Origin of the sequence: Flagellimonas algicida (assembly GCF_049629585.1) — a bacterium.
Taxonomy (GTDB): domain Bacteria; phylum Bacteroidota; class Bacteroidia; order Flavobacteriales; family Flavobacteriaceae; genus Flagellimonas.
Genome location: NZ_JBMYIX010000001.1, coordinates 578,845 through 594,176 on the forward strand (window position 1 = coordinate 578,845; position 15,332 = coordinate 594,176).

Annotated in this window: 12 protein-coding genes; 11 read left to right on the top strand and 1 reads right to left on the bottom strand. The window is 40.1% G+C overall.

Going from position 1 to position 15,332, the window contains the following annotated elements:
- Nucleotides 1-295 precede the first annotated feature (295 nt).
- The 7 genes from ACPD8L_RS02515 to ACPD8L_RS02545 all read left to right on the top strand — a co-directional run bounded on the left by ACPD8L_RS02515 (nucleotide 296) and on the right by ACPD8L_RS02545 (nucleotide 10,836).
- Nucleotides 296-1,759: a pectate lyase family protein gene (locus ACPD8L_RS02515; RefSeq protein ID WP_421809246.1), complete on the top strand. Its 1,464-nt coding sequence runs from the start codon at nucleotides 296-298 to the stop codon at nucleotides 1,757-1,759.
- 248 nt (nucleotides 1,760-2,007) lie between these two features.
- A complete protein-coding gene (locus ACPD8L_RS02520; protein ID WP_423942965.1) occupies nucleotides 2,008-3,315 on the top strand; it encodes an MBOAT family O-acyltransferase in 1,308 nt (435 codons plus the stop codon).
- Nucleotides 3,316-3,321: 6 nt separating this feature from the next.
- Nucleotides 3,322-4,251 carry a hypothetical protein gene (locus ACPD8L_RS02525; protein WP_423941699.1) on the top strand — a complete coding sequence of 310 codons (930 nt, stop codon included), beginning with the start codon at nucleotides 3,322-3,324 and terminating at the stop codon, nucleotides 4,249-4,251.
- Between the two features lie 308 nt (nucleotides 4,252-4,559).
- A complete protein-coding gene (locus tag ACPD8L_RS02530) occupies nucleotides 4,560-5,693 on the top strand; it encodes a DegT/DnrJ/EryC1/StrS family aminotransferase (protein ID WP_423941700.1) in 1,134 nt (377 codons plus the stop codon).
- Nucleotides 5,690-7,639: a polysaccharide biosynthesis protein gene (locus ACPD8L_RS02535; RefSeq protein WP_116218996.1), complete on the top strand. Its 1,950-nt coding sequence runs from the start codon at nucleotides 5,690-5,692 to the stop codon at nucleotides 7,637-7,639. The genes ACPD8L_RS02530 and ACPD8L_RS02535 overlap by 4 nt, the downstream gene beginning before the upstream one ends.
- Before the next feature lie 11 nt (nucleotides 7,640-7,650).
- Nucleotides 7,651-8,418 carry a polysaccharide biosynthesis/export family protein gene (locus ACPD8L_RS02540; RefSeq protein WP_423941702.1) on the top strand — a complete coding sequence of 256 codons (768 nt, stop codon included), beginning with the start codon at nucleotides 7,651-7,653 and terminating at the stop codon, nucleotides 8,416-8,418.
- Between the two features lie 39 nt (nucleotides 8,419-8,457).
- Nucleotides 8,458-10,836: a GumC family protein gene (locus ACPD8L_RS02545; protein WP_116218994.1), complete on the top strand. Its 2,379-nt coding sequence runs from the start codon at nucleotides 8,458-8,460 to the stop codon at nucleotides 10,834-10,836.
- Here the strand turns inward: ACPD8L_RS02545 and ACPD8L_RS02550 are convergent, their stop codons facing one another.
- A complete protein-coding gene (locus tag ACPD8L_RS02550) occupies nucleotides 10,837-11,580 on the bottom strand; it encodes a tyrosine-protein phosphatase (protein ID WP_421809249.1) in 744 nt (247 codons plus the stop codon).
- Nucleotides 11,581-11,880: 300 nt separating this feature from the next.
- Here ACPD8L_RS02550 and ACPD8L_RS02555 point away from each other — a divergent pair, with 300 nt between their 5' ends.
- The 4 genes from ACPD8L_RS02555 (at nucleotide 11,881) to ACPD8L_RS02570 (ending at nucleotide 15,332) form a co-directional block, all read left to right on the top strand.
- Nucleotides 11,881-13,164, top strand: a complete 1,284-nt coding sequence (locus ACPD8L_RS02555) for a sensor histidine kinase (protein WP_423941703.1) — start codon at nucleotides 11,881-11,883, stop codon at nucleotides 13,162-13,164.
- The gene (locus tag ACPD8L_RS02560; RefSeq protein WP_293300181.1) at nucleotides 13,148-13,852 is read left to right on the top strand and encodes a response regulator transcription factor; all 705 of its coding nucleotides are present in this window, start codon (nucleotides 13,148-13,150) and stop codon (nucleotides 13,850-13,852) included. The genes ACPD8L_RS02555 and ACPD8L_RS02560 overlap by 17 nt, the downstream gene beginning before the upstream one ends.
- 72 nt (nucleotides 13,853-13,924) lie before the next feature.
- Entirely contained in the window at nucleotides 13,925-14,167 is a 243-nt protein-coding gene (locus ACPD8L_RS02565; protein WP_423941705.1) for a hypothetical protein, read from the top strand.
- Between the two features lie 73 nt (nucleotides 14,168-14,240).
- Complete coding sequence (locus ACPD8L_RS02570; RefSeq protein WP_293300183.1) at nucleotides 14,241-15,332, top strand: sensor histidine kinase; 1,092 nt, start codon at nucleotides 14,241-14,243, stop codon at nucleotides 15,330-15,332.

Here is a 15,332-nt window from a genome sequence, read left to right on the forward strand (position 1 = left end):
AGAAGCCCGCTTAAGTATTTCACTTGATTTCCCTTCAGTTGTTAAAGAAACAGGTAGTTGGTCGAAAAAACCCCCTTTTTTTGTTAAAAAAGTCGACGAAGCGATCCATTTCATGGTTGAATGGCGTATAACTACTTTGTATAGAAAAATAAATAAAATAGTGCATTTCATCGAAAAAACAATGCATTTCAACTAAAAAAGTTTTTTAGTAATTAATTTTACAACCCTAAGTCAAAAACCCATGATTAGAAGATTTTATTTCCCACTTACTATGTTTTTTCTATTTGTTTTACTGATGTTGAATTCTTGCGCTAAGGATTCGGATTTATTTTATCAATCCGTTCAAGATGAAATCAGTGAAAACATAGATGAAAATAACGACGACGACGACAGCGATGATGATGATGATGATGACACAACATCAGAGAATCCTGATGATGATACTACTGATGGCGAAGGTGGTGATTCCGACGGAGAAATCCCGATAGATGACACTGTTTCTTCCAATTTGAAAGCTTTTCCCACTGCTGAAGGTTTTGCGAAAAATGTGACTGGAGGTAGGGGAGGAACCGTTTATACCGTTACCAATCTGAACAAAAGTGGACCAGGTTCCTTTGTTGAGGCTCTTCAAGCTTCAGGTCCTAGAATCATAGTTTTTGCCGTTGGAGGTACCATAGAGTTGGACTATGAAGATCAAGTGTTTGTTAGGAACGGGGATTTGACCATTGCTGGACAAACTGCACCTGTAAATAGTGGAGGTATTACCATAAAGGGGTCCATAAGGTTTAATTATACCGATAATATCATACTTAGAAATATTCGTTTTAGACTAGGGGATGATGGTTGGAAAGATGCCTCAGGGAACATTGTAGGGTCAAAGCCGTCAGGGATTGCTTATGATGGGCTGGAGCTTTTGAACGTTTCCAACATGATTATAGATCATTGTTCTGTTTCTTGGAGTGTTGATGAGAACTTTTCCGTGGTCGATTCGCAAAATATAACCATTCAGAATTGTATTATATCTGAAGCTTTGGGTCAATCTGTACACTATGAGAGTAGTTCCCATTCCATGGGTGTTTTGATCAACAGGTCCCAGGATGTTACCTTTTATAATAACTATGTGGCCCACAATTCTGAGAGAAACATTAGGGCGGCCAGATCCACCTTTGAACTTATCAACAACGTATTCTATGATTTTAGAGGTGCTGGAGGGTTTAGTTCCGGACAATCTTGGACGGCCATTGGAAATCATTGGAAAAAAGGAGTTACCGATATCGGTTCTGCCAATATTACCAGCTATATAAATGATTCTGGACAAGGACATTCAGGTAGTATTTACCAATCAGACAATACAAACGACTTTAGCGTTCCATTTTTGGCACCCAATTGGGAATCTTACATTGTTGGATCGCCTCCAGTGGATTCAGGCATTATTCCTAGACCAGTGAATCAGGCCATAGATTATGTATTGGCCAACGCCGGGGCTAGATATCCCTATTTTGATACCTTGGACCAAAGGGTCATCCAGGATTATTACAGTCTATCCGGTAAAATTGTCGACTCCCCCGAGATGGCTGGAGGATATCCTTCGCTCAATAATGGTACCTCCAAAACAGATAGTGATGGGGATGGTATGCCCGATGAGTGGGAAATGGCCATGGGACTTAATCCGCAAGTTGCCGATGACAGTGGTGACATGGATAATGATGGTTACACCAACATTGAAGAGTACATCAACTTGGTTGACAGTGGGTTATAGAATTTGAAATGTAATACCTGCACCATATAATTGAACCCGGAATTTTCCGGGTTCAATGCTTTTTATCCTTTTAAAAGGGAAAACATCTAAAAATAGGTTGATATTCTTCTCAAGAAACTATTTTTGGCAGATGTAAAATTCTTTCGACTAAGATGCTGTTCAACTCCCTTGCATTTTTATTGTTTTTTCCAATCGTCTTTATTCTATACTGGTCAATTCCCAGAAAACAGGTTAAAGTACAGAACTTGGTGCTCTTGGTAGCCAGCTATGTGTTTTATGGCTGGTGGGACTGGAGATTTCTTTCCTTAATAGCATTCTCCACCTTTGTGGATTTCTTTTTGGGTATCGCCATAGCCAAAAGTGAAGGCAGAAAGAGCCGTTCGTATTTAATGATCAGCATTTTTGTGAACTTGGGGTTATTGTGCGTATTTAAATATTTCAACTTTTTTATAGACTCTTTTTTGGCAATTGGGGAAACGATCGGATATGTTCCGGGAATCACCACATTGAATATTATCCTTCCCGTAGGTATTTCTTTCTATACGTTCCAGACCATGTCCTATTCCATAGACATCTATCGGAAGGAAATTGAGCCTACCAAGGATTTTGTGGCTTTCGCCAGCTTTGTGGCATTGTTCCCGCAACTGGTGGCAGGACCCATTGAAAGGGCTTCAAACCTTATCCCCCAATTGGTGGGCAAAAGACAATGGAGCCATAAAAGGTTCCGGGACGGTCTTTTTCAAATAGTGGTCGGTTTCTTTAGAAAGGTAGTGGTGGCCGATTCCATTGGGTCTTTGATAGATGGTATCTACAATGCCCCGGAATTGCATAATTCCTCTAGTATTCTTATGGCCGTGGTGCTGTATTCGTTTCAGATATATTTTGATTTTAGTGGGTATTCGGATATTGCCATAGGAACGGCAAAATTGTTGGGGTTTGAATTCAAACCTAATTTTAATCTACCCTATTTTTCTTCGTCCATTACCGAGTTCTGGAGAAGATGGCATATCTCTTTGTCTTCTTGGCTCAGGGATTATTTATATATACCGTTGGGAGGAAACAGGAAAGGACTTGTTAAGCAATATCGCAACCTTTTCATAACGATGTTTTTGGGAGGGCTATGGCATGGCAGCTCATGGAACTTTGTGGTTTGGGGCTCATTGCATGGGATACTTTTGGCATTGGAAAAACGCTTTAATTTGATACCCAATAGATACCGCCTATTCAATAACATCGCAGTTTTTTTGGTGGTTTCCTTTATTTGGATATTCTTTAGGTCATTGAGTTTTGAGGATACCGGGATCATAATGCACAAACTGTTCAGTTCGGATTATGGCAAACCTTTTATAGGCAATCTGAGCATTTTTGGAACAGTAGTATATGGTTTGCTTTTGGCGCTTATTTTTGATACGTTTCTGTTTGTGCGAAAGGTACGATTGGAGGAATTTGGCTCAAGGATGAAACCCTGGTGGTATGTGGCCTTTCTGACCTTCACCATCATCAATATCATTCTGTTCTATTCAGATGCAAACAATTTCATTTATTTTCAATTCTAACATAAAATGAAAAAGAAATCCATTACGTTGTTCCTCTTCATTTTGATCAGTCTGTTGATTTGTGACAGATTGGTATATATTGCCTTGCACGGTATTGAAGAAAATGTTTATACAGGACAAAGTGTTGGAAAGGCAAATCAGTTTAATTCCGTTAAGGATTCAGTTGATTTATTGGTGCTTGGAAGCTCTAGGGCGGCACGTCATGTTGACCCCGAAAGCTTTTCCATTCCCGGATACAATATGGGTATGGATGGCACCCACTTGGGCTATGCAACTGCGTTGATTTCCACCTTGAAAAAGGAAGGTCAGCTTGTTTTGGTACATGTAGACCATCATGAAGTATACGACATTGATTATGAGGGTGATGATATGTTGTCGCTCTTAAACGAGTCCAAGGATTCGGATGCTATGGAGGATTTCATCAAGAAATACTATCCAGAGGAAATTTATCTTTCAAATCTATCCAATTGCTATGTCTACAATGGTAAGGTGCTGGGAATGTTAAAAAACGCATTTCTTGGCAAGAATACGGGTTCACGATCCAACGGATTTTCCCCTTTGGTACCTACCAAGAACCAAAAAGAGACCTTTGAGGCCATATTGGAAGAAAGTGGGATAACCCAAAGAATTGATATTCAGGAACCTGTTGAAGTGAACCATAGGTTTGAGAGCTTTGTGGATTTTGCCATTGAGGTGGCTGCAAAGAACCATTCGAGTTTGATTTTCTTCACGTCCCCTTCCTTAAATAAAGTAGATGAGGAAATTAGAAATTCCACCGCAGATTTTTTTAACACCAAAGGGCTACAATATTTAGATGACTTGGATTTTTTCAAGGAGTTCAATATTGATTATTGGAAAGATCGTTCCCATATGTCAAAAATGGGGGCGGAGCTTTATTCCATAAAATTGTCCAAAGAGATACAGCAGGTAAAATAGGGTCTACCATTCCTAGAGATTTTCATTTGAACGGCACTTCCAAGATTGGTGCTGTAGCACAACACGTGACCAGCCCTTTTATGGGTAATGGTGACTTCAACATGTGTATTTCATCCAACAGCGATAGAGCAGACTACCTTTAATTGTAACTGGCAGGCGTAAGGTTTTGTTTCAAACCGACACTTAATCGATTTTTTTTCATCTTCGGCGAATAGTGAATGCAAATGGGTAAAAGGGGAGATTTTACTATTACTTTTATCCTTGAAGAGCTTAAAGGCTCACCTACTTATATCAACCCAAAATTTAAAATGGAAACCGTTATCTCAAAAAAAATTTGGTTATCCCCCCCTCATATAGGCTCCAATGAAAGGGCATATGTCAAGGAAGCTTTTGATACCAACTGGATTGCTCCTCTTGGTCCCAACGTAAAACAGTTTGAAGATGCCATCGAAGATTTCATTGGCAACGGTGCGCATGTTGCGTGCTTAAGTTCAGGCACTTCGGCAATACATCTGGGATTAAAACTGCTTGGAGTCGGTCTTGGTGATGAAGTCCTATGTCAGAGCTTTACTTTTTCCGCTTCTGCGAATCCTATTGTCTATTTGGGAGCCACTCCCGTTTTCATTGATAGTGAAAAGGATACTTGGAACATTTCCCCGGAACTATTGGAGAAGGCAATAGAAGAAAGAATAGCCAAAGGAAAAAAGCCCAAGGCCATTGTTGCCGTTCATTTATATGGGATGCCCTATAAAGTGGATGAGGTCAACGCCATTTCCCAAAAATATGATATCCCTGTCCTGGAAGACAGTGCGGAAGCATTGGGGAGTATGTACAAAGGGGAATATTGTGGCAACCTGGGCCACATGGGTATCCTCTCTTTCAATGGGAACAAGATCATAACCACTTCAGGTGGAGGGGCCTTGGTTTGTAAAGATGCAAAGGTTAAGGAGAAAGCTATTTTTCTGGCCACTCAAGCTAGGGACAATGAACCTCATTATCAACATTCACATATTGGCTATAATTATAGATTGAGCAATGTGCTGGCCGGTATTGGTAGGGGACAGATGGAAGTTCTTGAAGATAGGGTCAATGCCCGTCGTAGAAACTTTGAGTATTACAAGAATAATCTTTCAGGTCTTCAAGGAATAAGCTTTTTGCCCGAACAAGAAGGAAGTATTTCCAATAGATGGCTCACATGTTGTCTGTTTTCTTCCTATGGGGTTCGCGAGAGAATACGAAAAGCACTTGAAAACGAGAATATTGAGTCAAGACCACTTTGGAAGCCCATGCATTTGCAGCCGGTTTTTCAAGACATGCCCAGTTATACCAATGGCGTAAGTGAATCACTCTTTGAAAATGGACTATGCCTACCGAGTGGGTCAAGCTTGGAATTGGATGATTTGGAAAGAATATGCACAATTATTAAAACTGAAATCCAATGATAAAGAATTACCTTCTTAACAATAATAAACATTACGCTTCCAAATGGACAGTGTTGTTTATTGACCTGTGCATTGTTGCGGTTTCGTTTATTTTGGCGTATTTCATAAGGTTTAACCTTAGCTTCAATTTTGATGTACAAAGGCTTTGGACCCAGTTGCCCATTGTGGTGTTACTGTTCTTGGCCGCGTTTTTGATTTCTGGGAGCTACAAAGGAGTCGTGAGGCATACGGGAATAAAAGATGTCTATGCCATATTCAACGCAGTATGTTTGGCCAGTATTGGAACCATAGCCATAATATTGCTCAATAGGTATATGGAGTTTGTGGATAGTTTTACGATTCCATTGTCCATTATCATCATCAATAGCTTACTTACTTTTATCACACTGACAGCATCACGCTATGTGTTCAAGATTTGCTATGAAAGTTTAATGAACAGAAATGAGACCCCGACCAAGAACCTGATCATTTATGGTGCAGGGGAATCAGGAATCATTACATACAATACATTGACCAATCATTCCAAAATGAAGGCCAGGGTTGTTGGCTTTGTGGATAATAATTTACAGAAGGTTGGAAAGCAGATCAATGGGGTAAAAGTATACGATAAATCCATTCTTACCGAAGATTTTGTTCGGTTCAACAATATTTCGGAAGTCATCTTTTCCATACAGACCATTCGTCCAAAACAATTACGCACCTTGGTCAATGAGATTGTGGATCTGCCTGTTAAGGTAAAAATTGTGCCTCCTGTTGAAGATTGGATCAATGGTGAGCTAAAAGTGTCGCAAATCAAGAGGGTTCAGATTGAGGACCTTTTGGATAGGCCACCCATTACGATCAAGAACAGTAAGGTGATGAAGGATTTTGAAGATAAGGTCATCATGGTCACAGGGGGAGCAGGATCCATTGGGAGTGAACTGGTTCGTCAGATATGCAAATACAACTACCGATCACTTATTGTTGTAGATCAGGCAGAATCACCTCTATATGACCTTCAACAGGAACTTAAACAATTGGGCTTCTTTAATTTTATTCCTATCGTAAGCGATATTAGGGATAAAAACAAAATGAGAATGCTTTTTGAGGAGCATAGACCCGATCGTATTTTTCATGCAGCGGCATACAAGCATGTGCCTCTCATGGAACAAAATCCATATGAAGCGGTAAAAATAAATGTTGCTGGAACCAAGACCATTGTAGATCTTGCGGTGGAATACAATGTGGATAAATTTGTTTTTGTATCCACGGACAAAGCGGTTAACCCAACCAATGTCATGGGAGCGACCAAGCGCATCGCAGAGATGTACATAAGTTGTAGGCAACAAGAAGGGAAGACCAAGTTTGTGACCACTAGGTTTGGTAACGTATTGGGTTCCAACGGATCAGTGATCCCATTGTTTAGGAAGCAAATGGAAAAAGGCGGTCCATTGACCGTTACCCACAAGGACATCACCAGATATTTCATGACCATACCCGAGGCGTCACAGCTTGTTTTGGAAGCTGGCGCAATGGGCAAAGGAGGGGAGATTTTCATATTTGATATGGGAGAATCCGTAAAGATCATGGATCTGGCAAAAAATATGATCAGATTATCAGGCTTGCATTATCCTGATGATATTGATATTAAAATAACCGGATTGAGGCCGGGCGAAAAATTGTATGAAGAATTACTGGCCAACGGCGAAAATACTTTACCAACCTATCATGACAAGATCATGATCAGTAAAGTACGGGACATAGATTATACAAAGACTAGGACCATGATCGATGAACTATGCATTTCAAACCTATTCTTTAAGGACAATGTGGTACAGCTTATGAAAAGTATTGTTCCGGAATACATCTCCAACAATTCCGATTTTTGTAAATTGGACAAAAAACAACAAAAACCAAACCCATTAAAGAGTGCGGATAATCCTTTGGTATCCTCTCAATCACATTAACCTTATCATTCATGCGTAGAAATTTTATCACTCCTATCCTTGTTATATTTTCTGTAATTTGTTTTACTTCTTGTTCCTCTACCAAAGAAGTGGTGTATTTTCAAGATGCAAGTCAGTTTGAAACTTTAGTGGAAGACAATTCGTTCACGACAAAATTTAAAGTTGATGATTTGTTGAGTATCCACATATCTACATTGGATCCTGAAGCCAGTGCCCCGTTTAATTTGCTCAGAGGAGCCGAAGAAGGAGGGTTCAGGGCAGAACAAGTGAATTATTTGGTAGATAAGGATGGCGAGATCGATTTCCCGGTAATCGGAAAAATAAAAGTGGCCGGACTATCCCCATCCGAGACCAGGGACCTGTTGAGGGAGAAACTTAAAGATTATTTGAAAGATCCCATAATAAATATCCGGATCCGTAATTTTACCGTAACCGTTTTGGGAGCGGTCAATAGGCCGGGTACATACAGGATTGATGGGGAGCAAACCAGTATTCTTGAAGCTCTTGGACTTGCAGGCGATATAAACATTAAGGGCCGTCGTGACAATATCATGGTCATTAGGGATTTCAATGGCACAAAGGTTTATAATAGAATAAACTTGAACGAAAAGAACGCACTTAAATCGCCGGTATATTACCTAACGCAAAACGATGTGGTCTATGTTGAGCCCAATAAATCTGGAAAAACACAATCGAGTCTAGATCAGAGAGCCTCCATAGCAATTTCAATAGCATCAATTTTAATTACCTCTGCGGTTGTAATATTTACCCGAAATTAATAGTTATATAATAATAAAAGCTGTTAACCCCAATTTTTCATGGATTTTATAAAAGGTAGTAAGGGCCTGGACCTTAGAAGCTTGTTGAGTACCTATCTCAGGTATTGGAAATGGTTCGTAATCTCTTTGTTGGTGGCCATGTCTTTGGCATATGTCCATTTAAGGTATACCGTGCCCCAATTTAGTGCTTCGGCCAAAATTCAGATAATGGAAGACAAAAATTCCAGTTCTGAGCTTAGTGTCTTTAGGGATCTTAATGTTTTTTCAGGGAGTAAGACCCGGATTGAGGATGAAATTGAAATCTTGAATTCAAGGGCCAATTTTATTCAAGTCATTAAAGAGTTGGGGGTTAATATTAAGTATGTTATCCAGGGAAATTTGAAGGATGATGAACTGTATGGCGAAACGTTTCCTTTCAATATAAATTTTTTGGCTTCGGATTCGGTCATTTACCAATCCAAGTATGACTTCTATGTAGAGCCTAAATCGGAATCGTCCTATGGATTTTCGGAACATGAAGATGAGCCTCTTCAGTCCAAATCGTTTGGTTCGGCCATTCCAACGGAAGTAGGCGAGATTATCTTGATACCCAACACCGAAAAGTTAAAAGCCTATATAGGTAAAAGGATTAAAATACAGATTAGACCTGTAAGTGATGTGGCCCAAAGTTACCAAAAGGCCATGAAGGTGAGTCCTGCCAGTGAGTTCTCCAATATTATAAATATTACCCTCACCGATCCCATTCAGCGTAGAGCGATAGATATCATCAACCACCTTATTGAAATCAACAATGGCAATGCCATTGCGGACAAGAAGGAAATTGCGGATAGGACCTCAAAATTCATCAATGACCGAATCACGGAAATTTATTCCAACCTGTCCGATGTTGACCAATCTGCCGAAACCTATAAATCCAGTAGGGGAATAGCTGACCTGGGTTCCCAATCCAATGTTAACTTTACCAGGAGTGCAGCTGGGGAGCAGGAACTTGAAGATGCCAGCATTCAATTGGATATTGCAAATTCTATGCAAAACCTTATAGGTTCGCAAGACCAGTACGATATAATCCCTACCAATATTGGGTTGTCCAATCAAGGGATATCAGATGCAGCTACTAGGTATAATGAACTGGTGGCTCAGAGGAACAGACTTTTGGAAAGTTCCAATGAGAAAAACCCGGTTATCGTAAAATTGGACCAACAGCTTGAAACTTTAAAAAGAGGAATGCTTTCCAGTTTGAACAATGTGACCAATAATTTGAATTTAAGGGTGAATAGCTTGAGCAAGCAGCTCTCCCAGATCAATTCTAGAATTTATGCGGCACCGAGCAATGAAAGAGCATTAAGGGATATCGCAAGGAAACAGCAGACTACGGAATCGTTGTATCTTTACTTACTCCAAAAAAGGGAAGAATCCCAGATAGCTTTCGCCTCTGCAGAGCCCAAATCCAGAATTGTTGAAGAGGGGCATGCCGCAAACCGCTTTCCAGTATCACCGAAACCGAAGATTGTTTATCTGGCCGCATTTTTACTAGGCTTCTTGGTGCCATTTTCAGTGGTTTACGCAAAAGACCTTTTGGATAATAAAATTCACAATAAGATAGATTTAGAAACCATCGTCAACGATACTCCCGTGATGGCTGAGCTTCCTAAACTAGGAAAAAAAGAGAGTAAGATGGTACTTGGGGAAGACAGGTCCGTGTTGGCGGAATCCATGAGGATTCTTAGGACAAACCTGGACTATATCCTTAAGTCAAAATCAAAGGATTCGGGACAAGTGGTGTTTGTGACCTCCAGTGTGCCTGGGGAAGGAAAAACATTTGTATCGTCCAACTTGGCCATAATCTTTGCCAATACAGGGAAAAAGGTTTTGCTCATTGGGGCAGATATTAGAAATCCAAAACTTTATACGTTCTTTTCAGATGTAAAGGGCGAACAAAGTCTAAATGGCAAGGCTAAGAGAAACGTGGGTAAAGGTTTGACGGAATATTTGTTCGATTCATCACTTTCCGAAAGTGAAATCATAGTCAATACGTCCATAAATAACCACCCAATTGATGTTATTTACTCTGGAAAAATTCCTCCTAACCCTTCTGAATTGCTAATGAGTGATCGTATGGGGCAATTGTTCAAAACGGTGAAGGACATGTATGATTATATCATTGTGGACACCGCACCGTTAATGGTAGTGGCGGATACCCTGCTTATCAATCAGTACGCAAACCAAGTACTTTATGTTACCAAGGCCAATGTTACCGAAAGAAAGGTGGTTGAATATCCTTTGAAACTCCAAAAAGAAGGAAAACTCAAGAATCTCTCCTTTGTGGTCAATAACGTTAAACAGACCAATTTGGGGTACGGTGGCAAGTATGGCTATGGGTATGGCAAGACCATTAAAAAATGGTGGAACTTTTCTTGATCAATAGAAAGTTTGTATCGTATTCTCAATAAGTGGAAGTAAAAGGTTCAAGGTGTTTTTAGACAACTTGGTTTCCTTGATAAGCGACAATTGTCTTAGGTTATGGACATCAGAACCAACATAGTCTATTAATCCATCTTCCAATAATTTCAAGGCTGTTTTCTGAACGTCTTTCCCGTATGCATTTGCACTAAGGGATTGAAGGTTCATTTGAAATAGTATTCCCTGTCGTTTTAATGAGGTATAGACTTTGTATCTTCTGTGGAAATACATATACCGTTCTGGATGGGCAAAAATGGGGAAGTAATTGTGTGAGGCTATTTTATCAATGGCCGCATCAAAATTCAGTGAAGGTTGAAGGTAAGACATCTCTATTAAGAGATATTCCTTTTTTAGGGCCATGATTTGGTCGTTTTCAAGCAAATTCTCAAAGTTGTCATCAACCATGTGCTCCGCAGCAGGTTCAAGCGAAATATTTTCCATTTTTTTGGAGATCATTTCCTTTTCAAGCAATTTATGGGCCGCAAGTATGGTACTGGGGGTATTGTCATAATGATTGTGCATGATATGCGGCGTACAGATAAAGCTGGTTATGCCCAACTCGGAGAAACCATTTAATAGATCGATGGATTCTTCTACCGTTTTGGCCCCATCATCTATACCGGGGAGTATATGGTTATGTATATCCACCATGCCATGAAGATAATCGGCCAAGAAGTATTTTTTTTGAAAAAAATGAAACATGCCTAAAATTTGGAAGACAAATATAAGGGATATGTAAAACAGACTGCACAAACCTTTTCTTGAAAAAAGGAAGATTGAAAAAAGAAAGCAAGCAATTAAAAAGGCCAACCCATAAGGTTGACCTTTTTCAGTGTTTTTCGGAAAAGTTACACTACTTACTTTTTTATTAACTAAACTCAAGGGTAAAAATAAGGACTTGTCCAGTAGCTTGGGGTTAACAAAAAAACAAAAAGATTAATGAAAGATTAATCTACTTAACCAATGGGTAAATCGCATGTGTTTTTTTACTTATTTCGCAATATGCTGACAAAGAGAAACGTATATGTTGTTGTTTTTGTGGTCTCTGTCATTGGACTTTTAGTGGTACAGTATCAATATTTGAAGGTAGGATTGGGGCTGGCCCGCGTACAGTTTTCAAAAAAAATAGACGAAGCAAGAAGCCATATCAATGAAGAACTCACCGAATTCAATACGCTGTCCTATACGCTTGCCAATGCCATAACCAAAGACACCTCTGAAGTGAAGATCGGTTTGGACAGCCTGGAAAGAGCCTCACAGTTTTACCTGAATGATTACATATCTTACCAACTTGGTGTATCTGGGATAGACGCTCCTTTTACTTATGCATTGTACGCTAGGGATTCCACGCAATACCTTACCTCTCAAAAGCCACATCTAAGAGGTAAGGACATACTTACCTATCCTATAAAGATTGAAGGGTACCTTCCAGAACACCTACAAAAGGAAGTAATATTGGAACTGGGCTTTGAGGATATCAACACGTATTTTTACCGTCAGCTGAATGGTCTTACCATTCCAGGGCTATTGTTTCTTTTGGCCATTATAGTGGTAGTGTTTTGGGTGTTACGATCTTTTTATTGGCAGAGCAGTATAATCACCACTACCAACGATTTTATAAACAATCTTACCCATGAACTCAAGACCCCGGTATTTTCCATAGGCTTGGCGAGCAAAATATTGGAGGATGGACTTACGGAGGATAAAAAACCGGTCCTGGAACTTATTCGTAGGGAAACGGATAGGCTCAAGCAACATATAGACAAGGTCTTGGAGTTGGCCAGCTTGGAATCGGGAAAAAAACTGATGCAGTTCACCGAATTGGATTTTAGGCCAGAGCTCAATCGGATCTGCGAGGATTTTAAAATGCTTTCACAGTATGAGAACACGGATTTTGAATATCAACTGGAGGAAGGTCCCTATCACATGCGCTTGGAAAAGTTTCACTTGGAAAACGCCATTCTCAATCTATTGGAAAACGCCAAAAAGTATTCAGACGACCCCAAAATACGGTTAAAGGCCCGTGTACATCGTGGAAAGTTGATCATTGCCATTTCAGACAATGGACAGGGCATTTCCGAAAAGGAAAGAAAACGGATTTTTAGAAAATACTATAGGGTGCAAAATGGTGGCCTGCATAAAGTAAAGGGGCATGGTATTGGTTTGTCTTATGTGCAAAAAATTGTGAGGATGCACCATGGCCATATTAAAGTGGATAGTGAATTGGGAAAGGGGACTACGTTCACGCTTTCTTTTAACCTGACAAAAAATGGACAACACGTATAAATTGATTTTGGTGGAAGACGATGCTTCCTTGGGGTATTTGCTTTCGGAGTACTTGGGAATGAAAGGCTTTGCGGTATCATGGGCCAAGGATGCCAAAGATGCACTCTTAAAAGTCAACGCCAATGTGTTTGATCTGGCTATTTTGGATGTAATGTTGCCAGATATGGATGGTTTTGAACTATCCCAAAAAATTAAGAGCATAAATCCCCAGCTTCCATTTATTTTTCTAACCGCACGATCCTTAAAAATAGATGTATTGAAAGGGTTTTCCCTTGGGGCCGTGGATTATTTGAAGAAACCCATTGATGAAGAGGAACTGGTGGTGCGGATCCATGCACTTTTATCCCGTTTGTCGAACACCCAACCAGAGGAAGGACAAGTATCCAGCTATCAAATAGGCGATTATATCTTGGATACGGATAGATTTGGCCTGAGATATAAAGATGAGGAGATAAAACTTACCGGAAAGGAATTTGACCTTTTATCCTTACTGGCAGTGAACATGAACCAACTTTGCACGCACAAGGAAATCCTGACCACCATTTGGGACAAGAACGATTACTTTAACAAGAAGAGTCTCAACGTTTTCATTTCGCATTTGCGAAAACATTTGTCCAAAGATTCCAGAATAAGTATTGTGAATGTAAATAGGAGGGGGTTCATGCTCCGTGTGGAAGAAAGGAAATAATCTTTTCGATTTAAACACATGGCCTGGTTTTTGTGGATTTTTCTGGATAATCCAACCAACTATTTTAGTTAAATGTTTAAATTTTTACGCAGCGAATCAAAAAAAACGCCATTGGTCCATTTGGATGAACTTTTTAAGCAAACCATTTCCAAGTTGCCGGTCAATGAGCAAATTGCCTATTGCCAAAGACTTATAGAAAGTTCCAAATACCAGTTGACACAGCAATGCCCCAAAAAGGATTCAACATATTTAAAGGGGCTGATTTTGGCGGCAGACCATGAAATCCAGAAATTAAGTTCCATAATCACGGATTGAACTACACCTCCGTTTATACCACTCTTCCATTTTGTAGATAGGAAATTAGTAATTTGCAAGCAAAGAGAAAGCTTTGCATACTGCTGAAGAAAAATTACGGGAACGAATCAAGGAATTGACCTGCTTGTATGAGGTGACGTCTTTGATCGTAAATTGTGACTATGAGCAAATTGAAGAGGTGTTGCGGGCAATAGCCCATTGTCTTCAACGTGCCTGGCAATATGATGCCGATGCCCTTGTGGAGTTACAAACTTCCTCGTTGAACATCAAAACGGATGAAGAAATGGGAAAATGTGTTTTTCTGCAGTCCTCCATCAAGGTTTTCAATGAGCAGGAAGGTTATATCAGGGTAGGGTACCCCTCATCCAAGTACACACAGTCCGATTTTCTAATAGAGGAACAGCGGCTTTTGGACAATGTATGTCTTGAAGTGGGAAACCTCTTGGAGCGTAAGGAAATTAAGGAAAATCAAGTGGATATCCGCAGACAGGTGGAGCAGGCAGATCGGTTGCGTATCCTAGGCGAGATCACGGCCGGAATTGCCCATGAGCTGAATACACCTTTGGCAAATATTTTAGGCTTTGCCGAATTGTTACGTGAACGGATTGAAGGAGACTCCGATGCAGAAAAGGATTTGGACAAAATCATTTCCAACGCCATATTCTCAAGGGAAGTGGTCAAGAAGCTGATGTTTTTTGCCTGCGAAATGCCCCAAGAGAGGGCCAGCGTCAATATAGTGCCCATTATTAAGGATGCCATTGACCTTTTACGTACCACGCTCAGTAGAAATGAAGTGAGTTGCGAATTGGAGGTCGGACAAGAAGACATCACCCTAAAGATTGATAAGATCCAGTTGACCCAGGTACTTTTCAACCTTATAGTGAATGCCCTGTACTTTTCTCCGCCCAAGGGTAAGATAGTGGTAGCGGTCTGCGAACATAAAGAAACGGTTGTCCTTAAGATTTCGGATGAGGGAGTTGGTATACCTCTAGATATCGCAAATAAAGTGTTCGACCCCTTTTTTACGACCAAACCCGTGGGAGAGGGTAGCGGATTGGGATTAAGTGTGGTGCACGGTATTGTAAAGAGCCATCAAGGCACCATAAAACATATGCCCAATAGCCCTAGCGGTACTATCTTTACCATAGAATTTCCCAAACTATAA

Coding starts and splice junctions, on each gene's coding strand:
- ACPD8L_RS02550 (WP_421809249.1), bottom strand. CDS start 11,580: ATGTTTCATTTTTTTCAAAAAAAATACTTCTTGGCCGATTATCTTCAT.
- ACPD8L_RS02525 (WP_423941699.1), top strand. CDS start 3,322: ATGAAAAAGAAATCCATTACGTTGTTCCTCTTCATTTTGATCAGTCTG.
- ACPD8L_RS02530 (WP_423941700.1), top strand. CDS start 4,560: ATGGAAACCGTTATCTCAAAAAAAATTTGGTTATCCCCCCCTCATATA.
- ACPD8L_RS02515 (WP_421809246.1), top strand. CDS start 296: ATGTTGAATTCTTGCGCTAAGGATTCGGATTTATTTTATCAATCCGTT.
- ACPD8L_RS02535 (WP_116218996.1), top strand. CDS start 5,690: ATGATAAAGAATTACCTTCTTAACAATAATAAACATTACGCTTCCAAA.
- ACPD8L_RS02555 (WP_423941703.1), top strand. CDS start 11,881: ATGCTGACAAAGAGAAACGTATATGTTGTTGTTTTTGTGGTCTCTGTC.
- ACPD8L_RS02540 (WP_423941702.1), top strand. CDS start 7,651: ATGCGTAGAAATTTTATCACTCCTATCCTTGTTATATTTTCTGTAATT.
- ACPD8L_RS02560 (WP_293300181.1), top strand. CDS start 13,148: ATGGACAACACGTATAAATTGATTTTGGTGGAAGACGATGCTTCCTTG.
- ACPD8L_RS02565 (WP_423941705.1), top strand. CDS start 13,925: ATGTTTAAATTTTTACGCAGCGAATCAAAAAAAACGCCATTGGTCCAT.
- ACPD8L_RS02545 (WP_116218994.1), top strand. CDS start 8,458: ATGGATTTTATAAAAGGTAGTAAGGGCCTGGACCTTAGAAGCTTGTTG.